General features: G+C 66.7%; 22 protein-coding genes. 12 read left to right on the top strand and 10 right to left on the bottom strand.

Annotated elements, in window-relative coordinates; genetic code table 11:
- The first annotated feature begins 51 nt into the window (after positions 1–51).
- The 4 genes from IDF66_RS21080 (at position 52) to katG (ending at position 4,053) form a co-directional block, all read left to right on the top strand.
- The gene (locus IDF66_RS21080; protein ID WP_190268663.1) at positions 52–1,002 is read left to right on the top strand and encodes an MBL fold metallo-hydrolase; all 951 of its coding nucleotides are present in this window, start codon (positions 52–54) and stop codon (positions 1,000–1,002) included.
- Between the two features lie 44 nt (positions 1,003–1,046).
- On the top strand, positions 1,047–1,271 hold the full coding sequence (locus IDF66_RS21075) for a dodecin (RefSeq protein ID WP_164309844.1): 225 nt from the start codon (positions 1,047–1,049) through the stop codon (positions 1,269–1,271).
- A 70-nt stretch (positions 1,272–1,341) separates the two neighbouring features.
- Entirely contained in the window at positions 1,342–1,785 is a 444-nt protein-coding gene (locus IDF66_RS21070; protein ID WP_190268481.1) for a Fur family transcriptional regulator, read from the top strand.
- 120 nt (positions 1,786–1,905) lie between these two features.
- On the top strand, positions 1,906–4,053 hold the full coding sequence (katG, locus tag IDF66_RS21065) for a catalase/peroxidase HPI (protein WP_223309986.1): 2,148 nt from the start codon (positions 1,906–1,908) through the stop codon (positions 4,051–4,053).
- A gap of 145 nt (positions 4,054–4,198) precedes the next feature.
- Here the strand turns inward: katG and bluB are convergent, their stop codons facing one another.
- Complete coding sequence (gene bluB, locus IDF66_RS21060) at positions 4,199–4,852, bottom strand: 5,6-dimethylbenzimidazole synthase (RefSeq protein ID WP_190268479.1); 654 nt, start codon at positions 4,850–4,852, stop codon at positions 4,199–4,201.
- A gap of 88 nt (positions 4,853–4,940) precedes the next feature.
- On the opposite strand from bluB, the gene IDF66_RS21055 reads away from it, so the two are divergent.
- From IDF66_RS21055 to upp, 4 genes are all read left to right on the top strand, one after another.
- Positions 4,941–5,534 (top strand): class I SAM-dependent DNA methyltransferase, encoded by a 594-nt coding sequence (locus IDF66_RS21055; RefSeq protein ID WP_190268478.1) that lies wholly within the window; start codon positions 4,941–4,943, stop codon positions 5,532–5,534.
- Between the two features lie 129 nt (positions 5,535–5,663).
- Entirely contained in the window at positions 5,664–6,947 is a 1,284-nt protein-coding gene (locus tag IDF66_RS21050) for a GTP cyclohydrolase II (protein WP_190268477.1), read from the top strand.
- A complete protein-coding gene (locus tag IDF66_RS21045; protein WP_190268476.1) occupies positions 6,944–8,203 on the top strand; it encodes a URC4/urg3 family protein in 1,260 nt (419 codons plus the stop codon). Before IDF66_RS21050 ends, IDF66_RS21045 begins: the two co-directional genes overlap by 4 nt.
- Positions 8,204–8,217: 14 nt before the next feature.
- Positions 8,218–8,847, top strand: a complete 630-nt coding sequence (gene upp, locus IDF66_RS21040) for a uracil phosphoribosyltransferase (RefSeq protein WP_190268475.1) — start codon at positions 8,218–8,220, stop codon at positions 8,845–8,847.
- Positions 8,848–8,907: 60 nt separating this feature from the next.
- On the opposite strand, the gene IDF66_RS21035 is transcribed toward upp, so the two are convergent.
- From IDF66_RS21035 to IDF66_RS21015, 5 genes are all read right to left on the bottom strand, one after another.
- Positions 8,908–9,660 (bottom strand): CPBP family intramembrane glutamic endopeptidase, encoded by a 753-nt coding sequence (locus IDF66_RS21035; protein WP_190268474.1) that lies wholly within the window; start codon positions 9,658–9,660, stop codon positions 8,908–8,910.
- Positions 9,661–9,835: 175 nt separating this feature from the next.
- Positions 9,836–10,471 carry a TetR/AcrR family transcriptional regulator gene (locus tag IDF66_RS24085; RefSeq protein ID WP_190268473.1) on the bottom strand — a complete coding sequence of 212 codons (636 nt, stop codon included), beginning with the start codon at positions 10,469–10,471 and terminating at the stop codon, positions 9,836–9,838.
- A gap of 11 nt (positions 10,472–10,482) precedes the next feature.
- Positions 10,483–11,358, bottom strand: coding sequence for an ABC transporter ATP-binding protein (locus tag IDF66_RS21025; RefSeq protein WP_190268472.1), 876 nt, complete (start codon positions 11,356–11,358; stop codon positions 10,483–10,485).
- Complete coding sequence (locus IDF66_RS21020; RefSeq protein ID WP_190268471.1) at positions 11,355–12,176, bottom strand: ABC transporter ATP-binding protein; 822 nt, start codon at positions 12,174–12,176, stop codon at positions 11,355–11,357. The genes IDF66_RS21025 and IDF66_RS21020 overlap by 4 nt, the downstream gene beginning before the upstream one ends.
- Positions 12,173–13,243 carry an ABC transporter permease gene (locus tag IDF66_RS21015; RefSeq protein WP_190268470.1) on the bottom strand — a complete coding sequence of 357 codons (1,071 nt, stop codon included), beginning with the start codon at positions 13,241–13,243 and terminating at the stop codon, positions 12,173–12,175. Before IDF66_RS21015 ends, IDF66_RS21020 begins: the two co-directional genes overlap by 4 nt.
- 99 nt (positions 13,244–13,342) lie before the next feature.
- On the opposite strand from IDF66_RS21015, the gene IDF66_RS21010 reads away from it, so the two are divergent.
- Positions 13,343–14,308 (top strand): arsenic resistance protein, encoded by a 966-nt coding sequence (locus tag IDF66_RS21010; RefSeq protein WP_190268469.1) that lies wholly within the window; start codon positions 13,343–13,345, stop codon positions 14,306–14,308.
- A gap of 9 nt (positions 14,309–14,317) precedes the next feature.
- Here IDF66_RS21010 and IDF66_RS21005 read toward each other — a convergent pair whose 3' ends face one another.
- Positions 14,318–15,052 (bottom strand): glucose 1-dehydrogenase, encoded by a 735-nt coding sequence (locus IDF66_RS21005; protein WP_164309857.1) that lies wholly within the window; start codon positions 15,050–15,052, stop codon positions 14,318–14,320.
- Between the two features lie 127 nt (positions 15,053–15,179).
- Between IDF66_RS21005 and IDF66_RS21000 the strand changes: the two genes are divergently transcribed.
- Positions 15,180–16,256 carry an NAD(P)H-dependent amine dehydrogenase family protein gene (locus IDF66_RS21000; RefSeq protein WP_190268468.1) on the top strand — a complete coding sequence of 359 codons (1,077 nt, stop codon included), beginning with the start codon at positions 15,180–15,182 and terminating at the stop codon, positions 16,254–16,256.
- A 30-nt stretch (positions 16,257–16,286) separates the two neighbouring features.
- On the opposite strand, the gene IDF66_RS20995 is transcribed toward IDF66_RS21000, so the two are convergent.
- The 3 genes from IDF66_RS20995 to IDF66_RS20985 are packed head-to-tail and all read right to left on the bottom strand — an operon-like array spanning position 16,287 to position 20,268.
- Positions 16,287–17,687: a xylulokinase gene (locus IDF66_RS20995; protein ID WP_190268467.1), complete on the bottom strand. Its 1,401-nt coding sequence runs from the start codon at positions 17,685–17,687 to the stop codon at positions 16,287–16,289.
- Positions 17,684–19,168 (bottom strand): mannitol dehydrogenase family protein, encoded by a 1,485-nt coding sequence (locus IDF66_RS20990; protein ID WP_190268466.1) that lies wholly within the window; start codon positions 19,166–19,168, stop codon positions 17,684–17,686. Before IDF66_RS20990 ends, IDF66_RS20995 begins: the two co-directional genes overlap by 4 nt.
- Complete coding sequence (locus IDF66_RS20985) at positions 19,165–20,268, bottom strand: NAD(P)-dependent alcohol dehydrogenase (RefSeq protein WP_223309983.1); 1,104 nt, start codon at positions 20,266–20,268, stop codon at positions 19,165–19,167. Before IDF66_RS20985 ends, IDF66_RS20990 begins: the two co-directional genes overlap by 4 nt.
- Before the next feature lie 48 nt (positions 20,269–20,316).
- Here IDF66_RS20985 and IDF66_RS20980 point away from each other — a divergent pair, with 48 nt between their 5' ends.
- Positions 20,317–21,336, top strand: a complete 1,020-nt coding sequence (locus tag IDF66_RS20980) for a sugar-binding transcriptional regulator (protein WP_164309861.1) — start codon at positions 20,317–20,319, stop codon at positions 21,334–21,336.
- Between the two features lie 89 nt (positions 21,337–21,425).
- The gene (locus IDF66_RS20975) at positions 21,426–22,724 is read left to right on the top strand and encodes an ABC transporter substrate-binding protein (RefSeq protein WP_223309982.1); all 1,299 of its coding nucleotides are present in this window, start codon (positions 21,426–21,428) and stop codon (positions 22,722–22,724) included.
- The last annotated feature ends 7 nt before the right edge of the window (positions 22,725–22,731 follow it).

Raw genomic sequence — 22,731 nt, 5'->3', positions numbered from 1 at the left:
GCCGACCGTCCGACGATTGACACGATGCGGTCCTCCGAGTACCCAGACGGAATGGGCACGTCGTCGAATATTCGTGAAACCCGCTTCGACGGCGTGACCGTGTTGATGTCGGGCCACGGGGGTGCGTTCCCGTACGGCAACACCGTGGTGGTGAACGGTTCACAAGCGCGGTTGGTGATCGATCCGTCGCTCGAAGTCGACCACGATCCGGTCGGTGCCGATGCGGTGATGATCAGTCACGCACACGAGGACCACATCGCCGGGCTCAAGCACTTCGCCTGCGACAAGTACGCCCACCATCGCGATGTGGACGGTGTCCGCTCCCTGCAGGTCCTCCTCGACGGATACGGGCTGACCTCCGAGGAGCTCGACGCCGTCGACGCGCAGATCAGCGAACAGTTCGCGCTCCCCGACGGCTTTCCGGAAGCCATCGGCGTCGGTGACGGTCATGTGTTCGACCTCGGCGACGCGAGCGCGACCGTGATCCACCTGCCCGGCCACACCGCCGGACACTGCGGGGTCCTGATCGAACCGGCGGGCTTCCTGTACGTCGCCGACATCGACCTCACCTCGTTCGGCCCGATGTACGGCGACGTCGGCAGCAGCGTCGACGATTTCCTGACGTCGATCGAGAGAGTGCGCACCATCGACGCCCGCTGGTACGGCACGTTCCATCAGAAAGGGGTCATCGACGGAGCGGCGGAGTTCCGACGCCGGCTCGACGACTACACCGCGGTGATCCTTCGTCGAGAGGAACGACTCCTCGAGTTCCTCGATCGGCCACGCGCGATTCCCGACATCGTCGCGCACCGCCTCGTCTATCGGCCACACGTCGAGCTGCCGTTCGTCGACGCGGTCGAACGCCGTACCGCGCAACTCCACCTGGATCGTCTCGTCGCACATGATCAGGTCATCACGACCGACGGCGGTGAATTCATCCGGAGGTGGACGCGCAGTGGGCCGGCACGGCCTGGTCCGTCGCGGTGGTCGACATCGTTCTGATCAAAGCGACCCGCCCTCCGCACGCCCATGGGAGTATCGGCTGCATGAGCGAGCACACCTATCGAGTCATCGAAGTCGTCGGCTCCTCGCCGAACGGTATCGACGCCGCGATCGCCAACGCGATCGCCCGCGTCTCGGAGACCACCCGCAATCTCGAATGGTTCGAGGTCGTCGGGACCCGTGGTCACCTCGTCGACGGAGCGATAGCCCACACCCAGGTCACCGTGAAGGTCGGTTTCCGCATCGAGGCGAACGACTCGCTCGACTGAACACACCGGGCGGCATGCACTTTTCGCCGAAGACTTGACTCAGTCCAGAAAAGGCGCCATATTTGTGTGCGTGCAGTCACACTCGGAGTACGCGAGCCAGTTGCGTGACGCCGATCTACGAGTCACCCGGCCCCGGGTGGCCGTACTCGAAGCTGTGTGCGCAAGTCCCCATGCCGACACCGACACCATCGTCGGCGCGGTTCGTAGAGCCCTGCCCGACGTCTCGCGTCAGGCGGTCTACGACATTCTCCGTGCCCTGACCGCCTCGGGCCTGGTACGGCGCATTCAGCCGTCCGGCCACGTCGCTCGTTACGAGTCCAGGGTCGGCGACAATCACCACCACGTCGTATGCCGCTCCTGCGGGATCATCGCCGATGTCGACTGCGCCGTCGGGGAGGCACCCTGCCTCGTCCCGTCGGACCACCAAGGCTTCGTCCTGGACGAGGCCGAAGTCATCTATTGGGGCCTGTGCGCAGAGTGCGCAGCCTCTCCCACTTCGGGATCACGCCCGTGATCACAGCCCGAATCACCCACTCCCGAAAGGATTGTCGTGACTGAGGAAAACCCGGCCAACGCAACGGAGCACCCGCCGATAGCGGAGGCCAACACCGATGCGGACGACAAGGCCTGCCCCATGCGGATCAAGCCGCCCGTGGAGGGCGGCGGTAACCGCGACTGGTGGCCCAACCAGCTGAATCTCAAACTGCTGGCACACAATCCGGATGTCGCCAATCCGGTTGACGCCGACTTCGACTACGACGCCGCCCTCGAGGGTCTTGATGTCGACGCCCTGAAGTCCGATCTCACCGACGTGATGACGAACAGCCAGGCGTGGTGGCCTGCCGACTTCGGGCACTACGGACCTCTCTTCATCCGGATGTCATGGCACGCCGCAGGCACCTACCGCGTCGAAGACGGCCGTGGCGGAGCGGGTTCCGGAATGCAGCGCTTCGCACCGTTGAACAGCTGGCCCGACAACGCAAGCCTCGACAAGGCGCGTCGTCTGCTGTGGCCGGTCAAGAAGAAGTACGGCAAGGCACTCTCCTGGGCCGACCTGCTGGTCCTGGCCGGCAACGTCGCCCTCGAATCGATGGGCTTCAAGACCGCGGGCTTCGCGTTCGGCCGCGTCGACGAATGGGAGCCGGAAGAGGTCTACTGGGGCCCCGAGGCCGAATGGCTCGGCGACAACCGCTACAGCGGGGAGCGCGACCTCACCAACCCGCTCGCAGCCGTTCAAATGGGCCTGATCTACGTGAATCCGGAAGGCCCGAACGGCAATCCGGACCCGATCGCGGCGGCCACCGACATCCGGGAGACGTTCGGACGGATGGCGATGAACGACGTGGAGACCGCCGCACTCATCGTGGGCGGACACACGTTCGGCAAGACCCATGGCAACGGCGACGCCGAGCTCGTCGGGCCCGAGCCCGAGGCCTCACCCATCGAGCAGCAGGGGCTGGGCTGGCTCAATCCGCAGGGCACCGGTGTGGGAGCGGACGCGATCACCAGTGGACTCGAGGTCATCTGGACGCACACACCCACCAAGTGGGACAACAGCTTCCTGGAGATCCTGTACGGCAACGAGTGGGAGCTGACGAAGAGCCCCGCAGGCGCGAATCAGTGGCAGCCGAAGGACGGCGGCTGGGCGAGCTCGGTGCCCGAGGCGCACGGGTCCGGCAAGACGCACCCGTCGATGCTGACCACCGATCTGTCGATGCGGATGGACCCGGTCTACGGCGAGATCACCCGCCGCTGGCTCGACCATCCGGAAGAACTCGCCGACGAGTTCGCCAAGGCCTGGTTCAAGCTGCTGCACCGTGACATGGGTCCGGCGATCCGCTATCGCGGTCCGCTGGCACCGTCCGAGACCTATCTGTGGCAGGACAATGTGCCCCCGCAGGAAGGGCCGGTCGTCTCCGATGCGGACGTCGATTCACTCAAGTCGCAGCTCCTCGAGTCGGGATTGACTGTCGGACAACTTGTTTCCACTGCATGGGCGGCAGCGTCGTCCTTCCGCGGCAGCGACAAGCGTGGCGGCGCCAACGGCGGCCGCATCCGGCTCCAGCCGCAGGCCGGCTGGGAGGTCAACGAACCCGACGAACTCGCCCAGGTCATCAGCAAGCTGGAGCAGATCCAGGAATCGTTCAACGGTGGGTCCGGAGCGAAGGTGTCGTTCGCCGATCTCGTCGTGCTCGGTGGTGTCGCCGCAGTGGAGAAGGCCGCCAAGGACGCCGGTTTCGACATCACCGTGCCCTTCACCGCGGGCCGGACCGACGCGACGCAGGAATCGACCGATGTCGAGTCCTTCGCGTACCTGGAGCCCAAGGCGGACGGCTTCCGCAACTACGAGGGCAAGAGCAGTGAGTTGCCTGCCGAATACCGGCTTCTCGACAAGGCCAACCTGCTCACCCTGTCGGCCCCGGAGATGACCGTCCTCGTCGGCGGGCTGCGGGTCCTCGGTGCGAATCACAAGGATTCCGCCCTCGGCGTCCTGACCGACAAGCCAGGACAGTTGACGAACGACTTCTTCGTCAATCTGCTCGACATGGGCACCGAGTGGACGCCGTCACCGGCCGACGACGGCACCTACGTCGGCAAGGACCGCGACTCCGGCGCCCAGAAGTGGACGAGCAGTCGAGCCGACCTCGTCTTCGGATCGAACTCGCAACTCCGCGCGCTCGCCGAGGTCTACGGCGAGGATGACGCGAAGGAGAAGTTCGTCAAGGACTTCGTCGCCGCGTGGGACAAGGTCATGAATCTCGACCGGTTCGATCTGTCCTGACACAGCACGACGGCCCATCCGGGCCGCAGGGCGACGGCGCCTCTCCTGCTCACCGCGGGAGGGGCGCCGTTCCCGTTGCGCCATTCCGGCAAACCACCCGTGTTCCGGGAGCATGACGGTGGTCACCGAGGGCGACGTCGGTCACTCATCGGGTCTGCGTCCGCACACCGGTCGGACGAGGCGACCCGAAGGTCTCCCGGTGCACCGCATCCGCCAACGACCGTCGCGCGCGCCATCCGAAACGCTCGAGATCGGGCACGGTCTGCAGCTGCGTGACCGGCCCGACACACAGCCAGGCGATCACCTCCACCGATGTGGGTACCCCGACGAGCTCGCGCAGAAACGGGTCCTGATAGAACGAGACCCAGCCGACGCCGAGTCCTTCGGCGGTTGCCGCGAGCCACAGGTTCTCGATCGCCAGCCCCACCGAGAGCCGACCGGTCGAGTCGATCGTGTGTCGGCCGAGGATGTGTCTGCCGCCTCGGCCGGGGTCGTAGGTGACCACGATTCCGGTTCCTGATTGCTCGATTCCCTCGACCACGATCGGCCCGAAGGTCGCCGCTCGATCGGCCGGCAGCGACCGCGCGAAATCGGCGCGGCAGCCGGCCACGTGCTCGGCGAATCTGGTCAGCGTGTCGGGATCCTGGACCACGACGAAATCCCACGGCTGGGTGTTGCCGACACTCGGAGCGGCGTGGGCCGCCTCGAGAACCCGCGACAATCGAGCGTCGTCGACCACGTCGCCGCTGAATTCGTTCCGGACGTCTCGTCGAGCACCGATCGCCTCGTAGACGTTCATCGAGCTTCCCCCATCGTGCCGTTCACTTACCCAACCATTCGCGAACTCCGCCGCGCCGAGCCCATCCGATCGCGTGCCAGGATGAACCATGGGCACTCGATGGGAACAGGCCGACGCACCGAAGGGCGATGCCTACGATGCCAGGTGGTCGCAGATGGCTGCCGCCGGGCAGGACATCCACGGCGAGGCCGATCTCGTGGGTTCGCTACTCGAACAGATCGGCGGAACTCGTGTGCTCGATGCCGGATGTGGGACGGGCCGGGTGGCGATCGAACTCCGTCGCCGTGGCTTCGAGACGGTCGGCGTCGACGCCGACACGACGATGCTGGACACGGCCCGACGCAACGACCCCGACAACGAGTGGATACACGCCGATCTCGCCGATCTCGGATCACACCTGTTCGACGACGTCTTCGATGTCGTGGCAATGGCCGGAAACGTGATGATCTTCGTTCATCCCGGCACCGAGGAATCGGTGATCGCTCAGCTGGCGCGACGACTACGGCCCGGCGGGCTGCTCGTCGCCGGGTTCGCCCTCCGACCGGATCGGATCTCACTCGAGGAGTACGACCGGTGCGCGTCGTCGGCGGGGCTCGCACAGTTCGGCCGATGGGCCACCTGGGATCGCCTGCCGTTCGACGGCGGTGACTACGCGGTGTCGGCACACCGGCGCACGGGCTGAGATCAGGCGCCGATCGGGGTTCTCGCCGGATCTCGTCACCCGGCATAGGCTGGAGGTGATCGTTATGCTGGCGGTTTCCTCGAACGGCCAGGGCGACCACCCGCTCGCCGGTGATCGACAGGAGCGACGATGACCGCAGATCTGAACGCGAACTCCGTGCCACCGGCCACACCCGGGGCCGTCGGTCACATCCGGCTGACGTCACACAGCGGCGGCTCGGATGCCCTACCCATCAGGTGGGGAGCACCGACCGCCGCCGAACGCGGCCCCGTCGTCGGCACCACGTCACGACGTGCGCATCGCAACGTCATCGGCACCCACAGTGGGTCCTACAGTGTCTATCGGGCACTCGCCGTGGCAGCCGGAGCTCTCTCTCGCGAGCATCGCGCCGATCTCACCGACACCGCCCCCACCGACGTGGTCGGCCCCTATCCACAGTGGTCGGAGCCGGGAGCGATCGTCAGCCTGGATCCGTGGGGTGCGATGACGGCCGAGGCGTTCGGCACCGAACTGGCCGCAGGCCACGACATCCGTCCCACCATCGCGATCACCAAAGCACACGTGGTGGTGCCCGAGATCGCCGACGCCATCGCCAACGGCCGACTGCACCCGGACGGCCGGTATCTCCTGCCGTCGGGTGCTGCGTCGGTCACCAAGGCCGCGATCGAACCGGTGTGGCATCTGCCCAGCGTCGCACAGCGTTTCGGGTGCACTGAGGCCGAGCTCCGACGCGTGCTGTTCGAGGAGACCGGCGGCATGTATCCGGAACTGGTCACCCGCTCCGATCTCGAGGTGTTCCTGCCGCCCATCGGTGGTCAGACCGTCTACATCTTCGGCAGCGCAGGCGATCTCGCCGATCCCGAGGTCGAACTCACAGCCCGCGTCCACGATGAGTGCAACGGCTCCGACGTCTTCGGGTCCGACATCTGCACCTGCCGCCCCTACCTGACACACGCCATCGAGGAGTGCATCCGGGGCGCGCAACGCGGGGGTGTCGGTCTGGTCGCGTACTCGCGCAAGGAGGGACGTGCGCTCGGAGAGGTGACGAAGTTCCTCGTGTACAACGCACGCAAGCGCCAAGTCGGCGGCGACACCGCGGACCAGTACTTCGCGAGAACCGAATGTGTTGCCGGCGTGCAGGACATGCGATTCCAGGAGCTCATGCCCGACGTCCTGCACTGGCTCGGCGTACGCAAGATCCACCGGCTCGTCTCGATGAGCAACATGAAGTACGACGCCATCACCGGATCCGGGATCGAGGTGGGCGAGCGGGTCAACATTCCCGAGTACCTGGTTCCCGAGGACGCACAGGTGGAGATCGACGCCAAGATGGCAGCCGGCTACTTCACGCCGGGCCCGGTTCCGGATGCCGCCGAACTCGGTAAGGCCAAGGGTCGGGGGCTGGACGGATGATCGCCGACACCGCCGGGAGTGCCCCACGGCACGACACCGGCGACGTCGATGACGGTGTGGCACTGCTCCGAACGACCACGGCCATCCGGGAACGCGCCGCTGCGCTCGTGGAGCGGGCCAGAGGCGGCGGGTCGAGGTGGTTCACGGTGGACGACGACGCACGCGCGGCCGCCGCAGACGAGGTCGCCTCGGTCACCCGGCAGCGCTACCCGGATCTGGACATCCCGTTTCACAGTCGGTGGCGGCATTTCGAAACCGGCGGCGTCGACCGCCTGGCAGCGATCGACGACCGACTTCCCAGCGACCCGGCCGAGCGCGTTCGTTCACTGACCGACCTCGCGGTGATCAGCGTGCTGCTCGACGCCGGAGCTGGCCCCGACTGGACCTTCCACGAAACGGTCACCGGACTCCGGATCGCGCGATCGGAAGGTCTCGCGGTCGCAAGTTGGCATGCATTCGTGGCCGGCCTGTTCTCCAGCGATCCGCGACGACCGCTGCAGGTCGACGCGACCGCCCTGCAGCAGCTGACCCCCGAGTCACTCGGCGCGGCCTTCCAGGCGAGCGCGACCAACCCTCTGGTCGGAGTGGACGGGCGCGTCGAGTTGCTCCGTCGACTCGGCGCCGCCCTGACGACGCGGCCGCACGTGTTCGGCACACCCGGCAGGCCCGGGCACCTCCTCGACTTCGCCACCTCGTCGCCCCGACGATCGGTGGCCGCGACCGACATCCTCGCCGCGTTGCTCCGGTCGTTGTCTGGTATCTGGCTGTCCGGCAACAGCATCGACGGCCACCCTCTCGGCGACTGCTGGCGCCACGATGCGGTGACCGGACCTGGTGCGACCGACGGGTGGATGCCGTTCCACAAGCTCTCGCAATGGTTGACCTTCTCGTTGCTCGAGCCACTGGCGTGGGCAGGCGTCGACGTCACCGGTATCGACGAACTGACTCCGCTCCCCGAATACCGCAACGGCGGACTGCTGCTCGACACCGGCGTCATCGAACTACGCGACCAGGACCTCGCACACGAGATCTGGTCACCCGGCGACGAACTCATCGTGGAATGGCGCGCGCTCACGGTCGGTCTGATCGACGAACTCGCACCGCTGGTCCGCGACGCCCTCGGGGGCGACCGGGAGAAACTGCCGCTCGCGTGTGTCCTCGAGGGAGGGACCTGGGCCGCCGGACGCGTACTGGCCGGTCGGCTCCGCAACGGCCTGCCGCCACTGACCGTCGCAAGCGACGGCACCGTCTTCTAGCACGAAGGACTCAGATGGACGACATCGTTCTCATCGAACACCCACTGGTGCAACACAAATTGACCCTGATGCGCCGCAAGGACACCTCCACCAACGATTTCCGACGGTTGCTCAACGAGATCTCCACCCTCATGGCATACGAGATCCTGCACGACATGCCGATGCAGCCGATCACGATCGAGACACCTCTGGAAACGATGACCGCGAATGTCATCGACGGCAAGAAAGTGGTGTTCGCCTCGATCCTGCGCGCGGGCACCGGGATCGTCGACGGGATGCTGACCGTGGTGCCCGGCGCACGCGTCGGCCACATCGGCCTCTACCGGGACCCGAAGACGCGGGTTGCCGTCGAGTACTACTTCAAGATGCCCGGCGAACTCACCGAACGCGACGTGGTGATCGCCGATCCCATGCTGGCCACGGGACACTCGGCGGTCGCCGCCGTGGATCGGATCAAGGAGTACTCACCGCGATCGATCAAATTCGTCTGTCTGCTGACCTGTCCGGAGGGCATCGCCGCGCTGCACTCCGCCCATCCCGACGTCCCCATCTTCACCGCCGCCGTCGACCGAGGACTCGACGACCACGGATACATCGTGCCGGGCATCGGCGATGCAGGCGACCGGATCTTCGGTACGACATGACGATGCCCGCCCGGTTGCCGATGGACGCGCCAACCGCTTCCACCGGCAACCTTTCGTGACTCAGGACGGCAGATGCCAGGCAACGGCCGCACCCACCGCGCCGATCGCATTGAGCGCCCAGTGCAGCGCGATCGGGGCCAGCAGGCTGTTGGCGCGATACCGTAACCAGCCCAGCACGAGTCCGGCCAGCCCCGTCGCCACGACCGCACCGAGAATGCCCGCGATCTGACCGAGCGTGCCCGAGCCGAGAACTCCGCTGAGACCGGCATTCCCCGACGTCAACCCGAGCGACGAACTGATGTGCCAGAACCCGAAGGCGACGGCACCCAGGCCCAGCGTGGCGCGCACCCCGAACAGGCGGCTCAGTGATCCCTGTAGGACACCGCGGAACAGCAACTCCTCGGGTAACACCGTCTGCAGCGGAATCACCACGAGTGCGGCCAGTGCCGCCTCTGATGCGCTGTCGTAGCGATCGGACAAGAAGAACTGCCGAGTCGCCGGGATCGCCACGGCCACCGACACGACGGCGAACACGACCACCACTGCGGCCACCGCGTACGGGACCCCGGACCGCAGTTCCGAACGACTCAGACCCATCTCACGCCACTGGAGGCCCGCCAATCGGGTGCCGGTGACGAGCAGCACGGCTGCCACCGGCACCGCGAGCATCCCGGTCCACCGCCCGGTGAAATGCGCGACGAGGTTGGCGGCCACCAGGAATCCGACAACCGCGACCAGCATCCACACCGAACGCGCCCGCCGTACCGCGGCATCGGAATGCGCGCCGGCGGAGATCCACCGCAATCGGGCCATCGCGCATCCTCGTGTCGGGTTCACCGTTCTGCATGAACGTACCCGGAATCGTCGGCGATCCGGGCACATCACCCTTCGGCGGCGAGTGACGACTGCCACGCCGCCCGACGCTGCACCCACTCGAGAATCTCTGGGCACGGTCGCCGGGATCGTGAGCACGCTCGGCGAGAGCGAGTCAGCTGTGCCAGGAGTCGACGGTCATGTCACCGGTCAGATAGCGGTCGATGTTCGGCCCCACGCGCTGAGCGAGCTCCTCCGGGGTCGCCCCCGCGACCGCAGGGACATCGAGCACATATCGCGCCATCACGAGTCCGGCGATCTGACTGATCATCAGCCCGATCCGCTCCTCACGATGATCGGCGGCCATGACGTCGGCGAGCGCGGTACGGGCGACCCCGAGGAAGAACTCGCGCAGCCCGCCGGCCACCTCGGCGTGGGTGACGGCCACACGAAGAAGGGCGATGGCACGAGTCCGCTGCTGGGGATTCGACTCCCAGAAGCCGAGGATGCGCCGGAGGAACTCGGTTCCCGGACTCTCGGTGTCGGCGGTGATCCCCGCGAACATCTCGACGACATCGATCTCCGGCCGCAGTGCTGCGACCAGCAATGCGTCCTTGGTGCCGAAGTAGTGATGGATCAGGGCCGGATCGACGCCCGCCCGCCTGCCGATCTCTCGCATCGTGGATCGCTCGAAACCACGGTCCGAGAACAACTCCCGAGCCGCGCCGAGGATCGACTCCCGATTGTCGGACCCGGTCTCCGCCGTCCTCGGGCGCCCTCGTCCCCGACCGCTCCGTTGCTGCGGCGTCACCTCGACGTTCCCTACGACTGCGCCGCGTGTTCCCGAGCCAGGACCAACATGCGTTCCTCGATGGTGGCCCGGACCGGTGTGATGTCCGCCGTGATGCCGGCGGCGCCGAGAACGGCGTCGATGTCCGCGGGATCGGTGTCCGGCACCCGGATCGCCCGGCCCGCCAGGATGACCGGGACGCCTGCGTCGTTCAATGCGGCGAACGCCTGTGACCAGTCCGATGTCCGGACCGCGACCGCGCGGGTGTCGCCGATGATGTCGTCCTCGCTGCCCGAGCCGACCAGTTGTCCACTTGCCATGAGCAGCAGTCGATCACACTGCTGCGCCTCCTCCATGTAATGGGTGGTGACCAGCACACCGACCCCGTTGTCGGCCTGGTGGCGGATCGTGTCCCAGAGTTCGGCGCGCGACAAGGCATCCACACCGGAGGTCGGCTCGTCGAGGACCAGCACCTCGGGTGCGTGGGCGAGGGCGACGAGGAACGCCACCTGACGCTGGGCTCCGAGGGCGAGGTCACCGACGAGTGTGGTGCGCACACCATGGAGGTCCGCCGGGATGTCGGGCACGGGTACGCCGTAGGCCCCGGCGCTGAACGACAGGTTCTCGGCCACGGTCAGATCTCGGTACAGTCCGAGGTTCTGCGGCACGTAACCCATTCGGGCCCTGCGGGTCTGGTCGGGTGGTCCGCCGAGGAGTTCGACCACCCCCTCCGTCGCGGCGAGCAGTCCGAGCAACATGCGGATCAACGTGGTCTTTCCGGCGCCGTTGGCGCCGAGCAGACCGACCACCTCACCCGGCCCGACTGTCATCGACACCGAGTCGACGGCGGTGAAGTCGCCGAAGCGGCGGGTGACGTCACGCGCACCGAGTACCACGTCGGAGGTCATGCCGTGGCCTCCTGCCTGCGTGTCATGCTCAGCGCGATCACGATGTCCTCGAGGTCCGGGGTGACGGTGGGTGCATCCACGTCGGGGCGACCGTCGGGCCAGTACTCGTGTCGTTGCCGACCACGTCGCCACGACCACTGTGGCCGTGTCGGCGACGCGGCAGCGGTGATGACGCCGGTGAATCCCGCCCGCACGTCGTCATAGGAGCCCTGGGTCAGGATCCGGCCGCCGTCGAGGACCACGAGATCGGCGGCGCGCTCGGCCTCGTCCAGATAGGTCGTCGACATGAGCACCGCGGCGCCGTCCGCGGCCGCCTCCGAGATCATCCGCCACAGATCGATGCGGCTGACCGGGTCCACGCCGGTACTGGGCTCGTCGAGGATCAGCAGGGACGGACGGTGGATCATCGCCATGGCTGCGCCGAGCTTGCGGCGCATCCCGCCCGACAGCGCCGAGGCCAGTCGATCGGCGGCGACGCGTAATCCGGATCCGTCGATGAGCCGCTCGCGTCGGTCCTCCAGTTCGGCACCCGCGAGACCGTAGATCCCGCCCACGAAGTCGAGGTTCTGCCGCACGGTCAACGCGGCCCAGCTCCCCGGACCCGCCGACAGGAACCCGATCTCGTGTTTGCCGGGCGCGGCGACCGTGCCGCTGTCCGGGATCACCGCACCCACGAATGTCCGCAGGAGAGTGGATTTGCCTGCGCCGTCGCCGCCGACCAGCGCGACCACCTGTCCGGCCGGTACGTCGACGCTCACGTCGTCCAGTGCGGTTCGTGCACCGAACCGCACCGTGACCGAGCGCGCTCGCGCGATCATCCGACGTCCGCGCGGGTCGAATCCGTCGCCGGGGCCTGCGTCTTCTGCTTCGACACGTCGGGTGCGAGGTCGCGACGGAATCGGAGTGTCGCGCCGGTGAACACGACCACGGCCATCACCGTCAGGATCAGCAACGGCAGCCATAGCGACGAGATCGGCGCGCCGCGCAGCATCACGCCCTGCGAGATCATGGTGAAGTACGTCAGTGGGAGCAGGTAGCCGATCCATCGGACCCCCGCTGCCATCGCGTCCAGCGGGAAGATCATGCCGGACAACAGGATCTGCGGGAGCAAGAACATGAACGCGGTCTGGATCGCCTGGCCGGTCGTCTGGGAGATCGTCGAGATCAGCACCCCGAGTCCGAGGACGACGAACAGGAAGATGGCCGCCCCGAGCGCGAAGATCAGCACGTTCCCGTTGAACGGCACGCCGAACAGGAGCATCCCGAGGACCGTCACGATGATCATGTCCACAGCAGCGAGCAGGAAGTACGGCACGATCTTTCCCAGGATCACCTGACTCGGCCGGATCGGCATGACAGCGAGTTGTTCCAGGGTTCCGGCTTCTCGTTCACGGACCAACCCGATACTCGTGATGATCGTGCCGATGAAGGTGAGGATCAGGCCGATGATCGCAGGCACCATCACCCACGACGTCTTCAAGTCGGGGTTGAACAGCACGTCGGTCTCGATCTGTCCGCCCATCTTGTTCAGGATGCCGACCGCCGACTGTGCGGCGAACAGGTTCGACCCGTCCACGTAGGCGATCGGTTTCTGCCCGGGTGGGCCGGCCACGATGGCCACATCGACCTTGTTCTCCCGCACCATGTCCTGGGCCTGGGTCGCGGTGTCGCCGGGATGGGACTCGGTGACGTCGAAGTACGACGGCAGCGCCTGGCTGATCTGCTGAGTGGTCGGGCCGACGACGGCGGTCTGCACCGACGAGACGTAGAAGTTGGCTGCATAGCCGAAGATCACCAGCAACAGCAGCGGCAGGACGATCAACATGGCCAGTGTGCGGGGGTCCCGCCGGAGTTCGCGAAATTCTTTGAGAATCATGGCGCGCATGTCGAATGATAAGCACGCCGCGCGCGCCAGGTCAACAAGCGATGAATTGTTTCCCGGCCAGGTCGCGATCGTGTCCACCCGATGACAGACAATGGTCGGATGTCCGACCACGGCACCGTCACACAGATGCTGGAGCGGCGCCAGGTGCCGGTCTATGTCGGTGGAATGGGCGTCGGAGCACTGGTCGGACTCGCCACACCCACTGCCGCGGCGGTCCTGGAACACACGATCAACCTGACAATCGCCGCACTGCTGTACGTGACGTTTCTCCAGGTCCCCGTCGCGAATGTGGGCACCGCACTCCGGGACACGCGGTTCATGGCGGTGCTGTTCGGGGTGAATTTCCTGGTGGTCCCGGCGGTCGTCGCCGTGCTCTACCCTCTGTTGCCGGGGGATCGGGCCATCCGTGCCGGCGTCCTGCTCGTCCTGCTGTGTCCGTGCGTCGACTACGTGATCGTCTTCAGCGGGCTGGCAGGCGGGGACAATCGTCGGCTACTCGCCGCGACACCGGTGTTGCTGATCCTTCAGATGGCGCTGCTACCAGTGTTTCTCACGGCATTCATGGGCGCCGAAGTGGCCGATCTGGTGGACATCTCGCCGTTCGTCACATCGTTCGTCGTGCTGATCGTCGTCCCGTTGGCGCTGGCCTGGGGCACCCAGATGCTCGCGGTGCGATCAGCACCGGCGCAACGGTTCCGAGGCGGGATCGACGTCGCGATGGTGCCCCTGATGACCGTTGTCCTCGCGGTCGTGGTTGCGTCACAGATCCACACTCTCGACGACCACGGGCGCGAGGTCGCCCGACTGATACCCGTGTATGCGATGTTCTTGGCGGTGATGGCCATCTTGGGGCTGCTGATCGCCCGGCTCGCGCGGATCGATCTGGCGGGTCGACGGGCGATCGCGTTCTCCGGGGCCACCCGCAACTCGCTCGTCGTGCTGCCACTCGCCCTGTCGCTGCCGCCGAGCCTCGAGCTCGCCGCCTCGGCGGTGGTCACCCAGACACTCGTCGAGGTCCTCGGAATGGTCGCGCTCGTCGCGATCATTCCGAGGACCACTCGGTGATGGTCGACGTCAGTTGTGCGGGACGTCGGCGGTCAGTCCGCCGTCCATCACGAACTCGGTGCCGGTCGCGTACGACGACTCGTCGCTCGCCAGGAAGATGATGAAGGTCGACACCTCGCTGGATTCGGCCGGCCGGCCCAACGGGGTCTTGATGATGTCGTCCGGCAGCCCTTCGGTCATCGGCGTACGGATCAGACCGGGATGGATCGAGTTGACACGAATGTTGTGTGGGGCGAGTTCGAGTGCGGCGGACTTCGCGAGTCCACGGACGCCCCACTTGGACGCGACGTAACCGTGCGCCCACGGGCTGCCGCGCAGCCCCTCGACCGACGACACATTGATGATGGACCCGCCACCCGCGGCGATCATCGGCTCGACCGCCACCTGCATGCCGAGGAAGGTCCCGGTCAGGTTGACGTCGATGATCTGCTTCCACTTGTCGAGACGGAACTTCTCCAGAGAACTCCCGTTCACGATGCCCGCATTGTTCACGAGCACGTTCAGTTTGCCGAAGTCGTCGACGGCCGTCGCGACCGCCGCCGCCCAGTCGTCCGGCGACGTCACGTCCAGGTGTACATACCGCGCGGCGTCGCCGAGCTCGTCGGCGAGCGCCTTGCCCTCATCGTCGAGGATGTCTCCGATGACCACCTTGGCGCCCTCGTCGACGAGCATGCGCGCATGCGACGCCCCCATTCCTCGTGAACCACCGCTGATCAGCGCGACCTTGTCATCTACACGTCCCATGGCGAGCCAGGTTACCTGGCCAAGCACCAAATGAGAACAGGTTCTACCGACTCGTCTTCCGACGTGATCTACTGATATGGACAGTAGTCCGGACAATTGTTCACCTGACCAGGACAAGGAGCATTCCATGCCGATCCGCGTGGCTCACGTAGGAACCGGAAATGTCGGCCGACTGGCCCTTCGCCAACTGATCGACGACCCTCGATTCGAACTCGTGGGGCTGGCCGTGTCGTCGCCGGAGAAGGTGGGCAAGGATGCCGCCGAGCTGGCCGGGCTGGACCACGCGCCGACGGGCGTGGTCGCCACCGACGATCTGGACGCGATCATCGCGGCTGCGCCCGACTGCGCGGTCTACTGCGCAATGGGCGACACCCGCCCGGTCGAGTCACTCGACGACTGCGTGCGACTGCTGTCGGCAGGCATCGATGTGGTCGGGTCCGCACCGGGGACCCTGCAATTCCCCTGGGGCGCGATGCCTTCGAAGGCCATCGCCAAGGTCGAGTCGGCCGCCGAGGCGAACAGATCGAGCATCTTCATCACCGGCGTCGACCCGGGATTCGCGAACGACCTGATCCCACTGGCCTTCGCCGGGACGTGCCAGCACATCGAGCAGGTCCGATGCATGGAGATCGCCGACTACGCGACGTACGACGGCGCGACGGTGATGTTCGACGTCATGGGATTCGGCAAACCGATGGACGAGACGCCGATGCTGTTTCTCCCCGGCGTTCTCGGGCTCGCCTGGGGCACGACGATTCGCCAGCTCGCCTCCGGTTTGGGCGTGGAGGTCGACGACATCGTCGAGCGATACGAAGACCTGCCCGCCCCCGACGATTTCGACATCGCATCAGGACACATCGCGATGGGGACACGCGCCGCGGTCCGCTTCGAGATCATCGGGATGGTCGGTGGCGAACCCTTCATCGTCATCGAACACGTCACCAGGCTCCGGGACGACGTGGGCGACGCCTGGGCACGCCCGGCGCAACCTGGCGGCTGCTACCGGGTCGAGATCGTCGGCGAGCCGTCGTATCGGGTCGACATCTGTCCGACAAGCGAACACGGCGACCACAACCACGCGGCGATCGTCGCCGCGGCGGGACGGATCGTCAACTCCATCCCCAATGTCATCGACGGCCCGCCGGGAATCCGGACCACGCTCGACCTGCCGTTGGTGACCGCGGCGGGAACCGTCGCGCCCTGACCGGTCCACCTGTGCGCGGCCGGATTCACCTCAGCGCTCGAGGACCAATCCGGTCGCGGACAGGTAGCGGCGGTAGACGTCGGCTCCGACACCGGCATCGGTGGGTGTGCTGTCGTGGTGCTCGGCAGCGACATCCCAGGCGGGCAGTTCCCCCGTGAGCGCCCAGGCGGCCTGTCGCGCCGCACCGCGCGCCACGTATTCGCCTGGCGCGGGGACGGTCACCGCGCGGCCGAAGAGTCCGGGCGCGATCGCGAGTACCGCGGCCGACCGGGCGCCTCCGCCGACCATCACGATCCGGTCGATCCCGATCCCCTGCTCGCCGATCAGATCGAGGCAGTAGGCGAGGGAACACAGGAGACCTTCCACCGATGCCCGTGCGACATTGGCGGGAGTCCAGTTGTCGACGGTGATCCCGAGGATCGACCCGGTGGCGTCCGGGATGTTGGGAGAGCGCTCTCCGGACAGGTACGGCACCATGACCAGGCCTCCCGCGCCGGGCTCCGCGGTGAGCGCCAGCCGGCCGAACCCGTCCAGATCGACCCCGAGCATCCCCGCCGTCGACGCCAGTACGGGCGCCCCGTTGAGTGTGCACACGAGCGGCAATTGCCTGCCGGTGGCATCTGCGAATCCGGCGACGAGCCCTGACCCGTCACGCGGGGGTGTGTCGGTGACTGCACTCACCACACCCGAAGTACCCAGGGACACAACGCAATCACCGAGACCGGCGGCCAACCCCAGCGCCGCGGAAGCGTTGTCTCCGGCGCCGACGCCGAGCAGGCGGCCACTGCCGGTGCGCCCCGCCGACGCATCCGGCTCCAGCACACGAGGCAGCACGGGCAGGCGGCCACGGAAGGCCAACTCGAGGAGATCGCGCTGATACGACCCGTCGGCCGCCGCGAAGTATCCGGTACCGGAGGCGTCGCTGCGGTCGGTCGTCAGCGTGTCGATTCCATCAGCACCGCGTAGACGCCAGGTCAGCCAGTCGTGCGGAAGACAGACAGCGGCGGTCGCGTCGGCGACATCGGGCTCGTTGTCGGCCACCCACCGCAGCTTGGCCGCGGTGATGGAGGCGACCGGGACCACACCGACCCGCGACGCCCACTCGTCGGCGCCGAGTTCGTCGACCAGGGCCGCGGCACTCGCGGCCGATCGGGTGTCGTTCCACAGCAGCGCGTCCCGGATCACCTGACCGTTCCGGTCGAGACAGATCAGGCCGTGCTGCTGCCCCGAAACCGACATCGCGTCGACATCGTCGAGCCCACCCGCTGCTCGGACGGCATCCTCGAGTGCAGTCCACCAGTGCTCCGGGTTCACCTCGGTACCCGCGGGATGTGCCGCCTTGCCCTCGCGCACGATCATTCCGGTGTCGGCGTCGCACACCACGACCTTGCACGACTGGGTCGACGAATCGACCCCGGCCACCAGGGTCATGCGAGCAACCCTTCCAGCGTGGCCCGTGCGCCGCGGGATCGCAGCGACTCCAGCGCCGCCAGATATGGTTTCGTGAATCGCTCGTCGAGCGCGAGATCGCCGAACAGTTCTGTGTCGGCGACAAACGCCAGCGGCTCGGTGCGCGATTCGCGCGCAAGCGGTACCAGTCGGTCGGCCAGCGGATCGGCCACCTCGATCACCTCTCCGTGTTCGTCGATGCCCTCCGCATACCGTGTCCAGCCGGCCACCACGGCGGCGGCGAGCGTGACGTCGCCGCCCGCGGCAAGTCGCTCACGGATGACCGGTACCAACCACTTGGGGATCCGATCGGACGAGTCCTGGCAGAGCCGCGAGATCGTGTCGGCGATCGCCGGATTGGAGAACCGCGTGATCAGGGTCTCGGTGTAGTCGTCGAGATCGACACCGGGTACCGCCCGCAAGGTCGGCCGGCCCTCCTCGGACATGTAGCGGCGCAACAACGTTGCGATCAGCGGGTCTGACGTGGCGTCGTGGACGTATCGGTAGTCGAGGAGGTAGCCGAAGTAGCAGAGGGTCTGGTGGCCGGCATTGAGCAGGCGGAGCTTCATCAGCTCGTACGGAGTGACGTCATGAACCACCTGCACGCCGACATCTTCCAATCGCGGCCGCCCCATGGAGAAGTCGTCCTCGAGTACCCACTGCGTGAACGGTTCGGCGACCACCGGCCAGCGGTCGTCGACACCGGTCCGGGACAGCACCTCGGCACGCAGGTCCGGCGGCGTCGCGGGCGTGATCCGGTCGACCATGGAGTTCGGGAAACAGGTGTGTTCGGCCATCCAGCCCGCGAGCTCCGGATCCTTGAGACGCGCGAAGGCGAGGAAGGTCGACTTCGCCACATCACCGTTGCCCTGGATGTTGTCACACGACATGACGGTGAACGACGGGATACCGCGCGCACGCCTGCGCCGCAGGGCCTCGGTCACCAACCCGAAAACAGTTCGCGGAATGGAATTCTCGACGAGGTCTGCGACGATCTCCGGGTTCTCTGTGTCGAACTCGCCGGTCGACGGCGAGAAATTGTAGCCACCTTCGGTCACCGTCAGCGAGACGATCTCGGTGTCGGGCGAGGCAAGCCGCTCGATGACGCGTTCGGGGTCGTCGGGTGCGAAGAGATAGTCGCAGAGCGACCCGATCACGGACGTCTCGACGTTGCCGTCCGGGTGTTTGAGTGTCAGGCTGTACAGGCCGTCCTGCGGGACGAGCGCATCACGCATCGCCGCGTCGGACGGCCGGACACCGACACCGCAGATCCCCCAGGCGAGCGCGTCGTCGCCACCGGTGGCGAGCAGACGGTCGAGGTACATGGCCTGATGCGCCCGATGGAATCCACCCACACCGAAATGCACCACACCCGTTCGCAATCGCGTCCGGTCGTAGTGCGGCGTCGGCGTCCCTTCGATGCCCGGCAGCTGCGATTGACTCAACTCACGAGACCCGCTCACGTGTCACGTCCCTTCTCTGTGTCGGATGCCGGCCGGTCCGCCGACGACGATACGGACCGGGACAGGCCCGGGTAGATGACCGCCTTGATGCTGCCGGGAGTGCGGTCCGCGTCGAGGGCGGCCCGCGCGTCGTCGAGACCGAACCTCCCGGTGACCATTGCGTCGAGATCCACACGTCCCGAGGTGATCAGCGAGATCGCGGTCGGCCAGGTGTTCGCGTAGCGGAAGACTCCGGTGAGCACGATCTCGCGGTTCTGGATGACCGTCACGGGCAAGGTCATCGCGTCCGCCCCCATCCCGACCAGTACCGCCCGGCCTGCCGGTCGCAGCGCCGAGATCCCCGCCACCACGGCGGCCTCGACACCGCTGGCGTCGACGAACGCGTCGACCGACGACACGGGAGCGCCGGGTTCGATGATCTCGGTGGCCCCGAACTGGCCGGCCGCCGCGCGCCGGGCAGGGTCGGGCTCGCTGATGACGATCCTCGTCACCCCCGCCGCACGGGCGACCTGCGCACACATCAGACCTATCGGGCCCGCTCCGGCGATCAGCACCGAATCCCCCATACCGACAGCGGCTTTACGAATGGCCGCGATCCCCACCGACAGTGGCTCACACAGCGCAGCCGCATCGTCACTGACCGTGTCGGGCACATCGTGCGCGAAGGAGGCGCCTATGGTGACGTATTCACAGAGCGCTCCATCGATCGGTGGAGTCGCGAAGAATCGCATGTGCGGACAGAGGTTGTAGAGACCCCGCCGCGACTCCGAGCTCGTCGGATCGGGCGTCTGCGGCTCGATCGAGACCCGCCTGCCGATCCGGGACTGCGCGATCCCCGGTCCCACCGCGACGATCGTCCCGGCCGCCTCGTGCCCGAGGATCAACGGCGCGTCGACGACGTGGTTCCCGATGCGTCCGTGGCGCACGTAGTGGGCGTCGGACCCGCAGACTCCCACGGCGCTGACCCGGATCAGCACGTCGCCGGGCCCGGGATCGGGGACGGGGCGCTCCTCGACGGCCATCTCGCCACCCGGGTACAGGACACTCGCGCGCATAGCGCTGATCGCCGGATCACTCTCGGCGCCGGTTGTTGCGTACATCACACGAGCGATGTTAGCGTATTGAGCATATTTCCGGCTAGTGAGCAGATGCTCACCAGCGACCGTGAGGCATTGTTGATGACAACTCCCGCGAGGACGACCCCCGACGCAGGGCACGACCTGCGTCTTCTGGTGCGTGCGGCAACCATGTACCACCTGGAGGGCCTCACCCAGGCGGAGATCGCCACCCGGCTGGGCGTCTCTCGCCCGACCGCCGGCCGCCTGGTCGCCCGAGCGCGGGCCCAGGGTCTGGTCCAGGTCACGGTGGCCGCCCCCGCACATCTCAGTGCTTCGATCCACACCGAAACCGAACGCACCGTCGAGGAGGCGTTCGGACTCGACGAGGTCCTCGTCATCGACGAACGAGCCGACGGGACCACGTCGGGCAACGCGGCCCTCGGCCGTGCCGGTGCCTCGGTGTTGGCCAGACGCGTCCAGGCGACCGATGTCCTCGGTTTCACGTGGGGACCCGAGCAGGTCGCGGTCGCCGACGCGATGCAGGCCAGTTCGTCGTGCCGACAGGTGGTGCAGATGGACGGATCGATGACCTCCGTCGAGTACCACACCGGCGTCGACCATGCCCTCGCGCGCCTGTCCGACCGCCTGCACGCACAGCCGATGCGGCTCGTCGCGCCGCTCTACGCCGACTCCGACACGGTCTCTGCGCTTCAACGGGATTCCATTCTCTCGCAGTCGTTGTCGGCGGCGAGATCGGCGAACGTGATGCTTTTCGGAGTTGGCTCGGTCTCCACCTCGACGACCCTGTTCGAGGGCGCGTTCATCGATGCGATCGTCCTCGACGAACTCGAGGAACTCGGTGCAGTCGGTGAGATCGGCGGTCGGTTCTACGACGCGTACGGCGTTGCCGTGGCCTCGACTCTCGTCGACCGGACCGTCTCCGTCCCCCTCGACTCCGTGCGCGCCTGCCCCACCTCCATCCTCGTCTCCGGTGGCGAGCATCGACGCGACTCCATCCTCGGCGCACTCCGCGGTGGCTACGCGACGATTCTCGTGACCGACCTCTCGACCGCCGAATGGCTTGTCGCACAGAAGAAAGGTGATCACTGATGGCCGAAGAACCGATGCCACCCCGGCGCATCGGCCGCGTCACGCACCGTGCCCGGACATACGCGGTGTGTATCGCTGCCGCGCTCGCCATGGTGACGACGGCGTGCTCCGGCGCCGGTTCGCTGACCGACGGCGGCAGCGACGCCCTCACCATCGCCATGGTCTCGAACTCGCAGATGCAGGATGCCGTCAAGCTGTCCAGCCAGTTCGAACAGCAGAACCCGGGCACCAAGCTGAAGTTCGTCACGCTGTCGGAGAACGAGGCTCGCGCCAAGATCACCGCATCGGTGTCCACCGGTGGCGGCGAGTTCGACGTGGTGATGATCAGCAACTACGAGACACCGATGTGGGCGGAGAACGGGTGGCTGGTGAACCTCACCCCGTACATGGACGCCGACCCGTCGTATGCCGCGGACGACTTCGTCCCGACGCTCAAGACGGCACTCTCATACAAGGGTTCGATGTATTCGGCGCCGTTCTACGGGGAGTCGTCGTTCCTCATGTACAACAAGAAGATGTTCGCCGACGCGGGGGTGTCCCTGCCGGCGAAGCCCACCTGGCCACAGGTCGCCGACGCCGCGGCCAAGCTCACCAAGGGTGATGTGTCCGGGATCTGCCTGCGCGGCAAGCCCGGCTGGGGCGAGCTGCTGGCTCCGTTGAACACGGTCATCAACGCATTCGGCGGTCGCTGGTACGACGAGAACTGGAATGCTCAGCTGACCAGCCCGGAAGTCGAAGCGGCAGTGAAGTTCTACGTCGACACGGTCCGGAAGTCCGGCGAGCCCGGTGCCGCGTCGTCGGGCTTCCAGGAGTGCGGCAACCTGCTGTCCCAGGGCCAGACGGCGATGTGGTACGACGCCACCTCGGCGGTCTCGGTCCTCGAGAGCCCGGACACGTCGACGATCGCCGGGAACGTCGGATACCTCCCGGCGCCGTCGATGGCCAAGTCCGACAACGGGTGGCTCTACACCTGGTCGCTGGGCATCCCGACCAGCAGCAAGAAGCGCGACGACGCATGGAAGTTCATCGACTGGATGACCAACCGCGCCTACATCCAGCACGTCGCCGACACCCTTGGCGCCAGTCACATCCCGCCCGGGAGCCGGATGTCGACCTACCAGCTCCCCGCCTATCAGGCCATCTCCAAGCCGTTCGCGGACGCGACGTTGTCGGCGATGACCACGGCCGATCAACTCAAGCCGACGCTGAAGCCGGTCCCGTACACCGGCATCCAGTTCCTCTCGATCCCCGAGTTCCAGGATCTCGGCACCCGCGTCAGCCAACAGATCTCGGCGGCGATCGCCGGACAGATCAGTGTCGACCAGGCACTGGAACAGAGCCAGAAGTATGCCGAGACGGTCGGCAAGACCTATCAGAAGGAGAGGTGAGACGTGA

Origin of the sequence: Gordonia hankookensis (genome assembly GCF_014673215.1) — a bacterium.
Taxonomy (GTDB): Bacteria; Actinomycetota; Actinomycetes; order Mycobacteriales; family Mycobacteriaceae; genus Gordonia; species Gordonia hankookensis.
This window is presented reverse-complemented; position numbering and strand designations above follow the sequence as displayed.

What these genes read in the sequence shown, in the direction of transcription:
- IDF66_RS21075 (WP_164309844.1), top strand. Translation starts at nt 1,047, where the DNA reads ATGAGCGAGCACACCTATCGAGTCATCGAAGTCGTCGGCTCCTCGCCG.
- katG (WP_223309986.1), top strand. Translation starts at nt 1,906, where the DNA reads ATGCGGATCAAGCCGCCCGTGGAGGGCGGCGGTAACCGCGACTGGTGG.
- IDF66_RS20975 (WP_223309982.1), top strand. Translation starts at nt 21,426, where the DNA reads ATGGTGACGACGGCGTGCTCCGGCGCCGGTTCGCTGACCGACGGCGGC.
- IDF66_RS20995 (WP_190268467.1), bottom strand. Translation starts at nt 17,687, where the DNA reads ATGACCCTGGTGGCCGGGGTCGATTCGTCGACCCAGTCGTGCAAGGTC.
- IDF66_RS21005 (WP_164309857.1), bottom strand. Translation starts at nt 15,052, where the DNA reads ATGGGACGTGTAGATGACAAGGTCGCGCTGATCAGCGGTGGTTCACGA.
- IDF66_RS21050 (WP_190268477.1), top strand. Translation starts at nt 5,664, where the DNA reads ATGACCGCAGATCTGAACGCGAACTCCGTGCCACCGGCCACACCCGGG.
- IDF66_RS21000 (WP_190268468.1), top strand. Translation starts at nt 15,180, where the DNA reads ATGCCGATCCGCGTGGCTCACGTAGGAACCGGAAATGTCGGCCGACTG.
- IDF66_RS21035 (WP_190268474.1), bottom strand. Translation starts at nt 9,660, where the DNA reads ATGGCCCGATTGCGGTGGATCTCCGCCGGCGCGCATTCCGATGCCGCG.
- IDF66_RS21015 (WP_190268470.1), bottom strand. Translation starts at nt 13,243, where the DNA reads ATGCGCGCCATGATTCTCAAAGAATTTCGCGAACTCCGGCGGGACCCC.
- IDF66_RS21010 (WP_190268469.1), top strand. Translation starts at nt 13,343, where the DNA reads ATGTCCGACCACGGCACCGTCACACAGATGCTGGAGCGGCGCCAGGTG.
- IDF66_RS21025 (WP_190268472.1), bottom strand. Translation starts at nt 11,358, where the DNA reads ATGACCTCCGACGTGGTACTCGGTGCGCGTGACGTCACCCGCCGCTTC.
- IDF66_RS21020 (WP_190268471.1), bottom strand. Translation starts at nt 12,176, where the DNA reads ATGATCGCGCGAGCGCGCTCGGTCACGGTGCGGTTCGGTGCACGAACC.
- IDF66_RS21080 (WP_190268663.1), top strand. Translation starts at nt 52, where the DNA reads ATGGGCACGTCGTCGAATATTCGTGAAACCCGCTTCGACGGCGTGACC.
- IDF66_RS21045 (WP_190268476.1), top strand. Translation starts at nt 6,944, where the DNA reads ATGATCGCCGACACCGCCGGGAGTGCCCCACGGCACGACACCGGCGAC.
- IDF66_RS20980 (WP_164309861.1), top strand. Translation starts at nt 20,317, where the DNA reads ATGCTCACCAGCGACCGTGAGGCATTGTTGATGACAACTCCCGCGAGG.
- upp (WP_190268475.1), top strand. Translation starts at nt 8,218, where the DNA reads ATGGACGACATCGTTCTCATCGAACACCCACTGGTGCAACACAAATTG.
- IDF66_RS20985 (WP_223309983.1), bottom strand. Translation starts at nt 20,268, where the DNA reads ATGTACGCAACAACCGGCGCCGAGAGTGATCCGGCGATCAGCGCTATG.
- bluB (WP_190268479.1), bottom strand. Translation starts at nt 4,852, where the DNA reads ATGAACGTCTACGAGGCGATCGGTGCTCGACGAGACGTCCGGAACGAA.
- IDF66_RS21055 (WP_190268478.1), top strand. Translation starts at nt 4,941, where the DNA reads ATGGGCACTCGATGGGAACAGGCCGACGCACCGAAGGGCGATGCCTAC.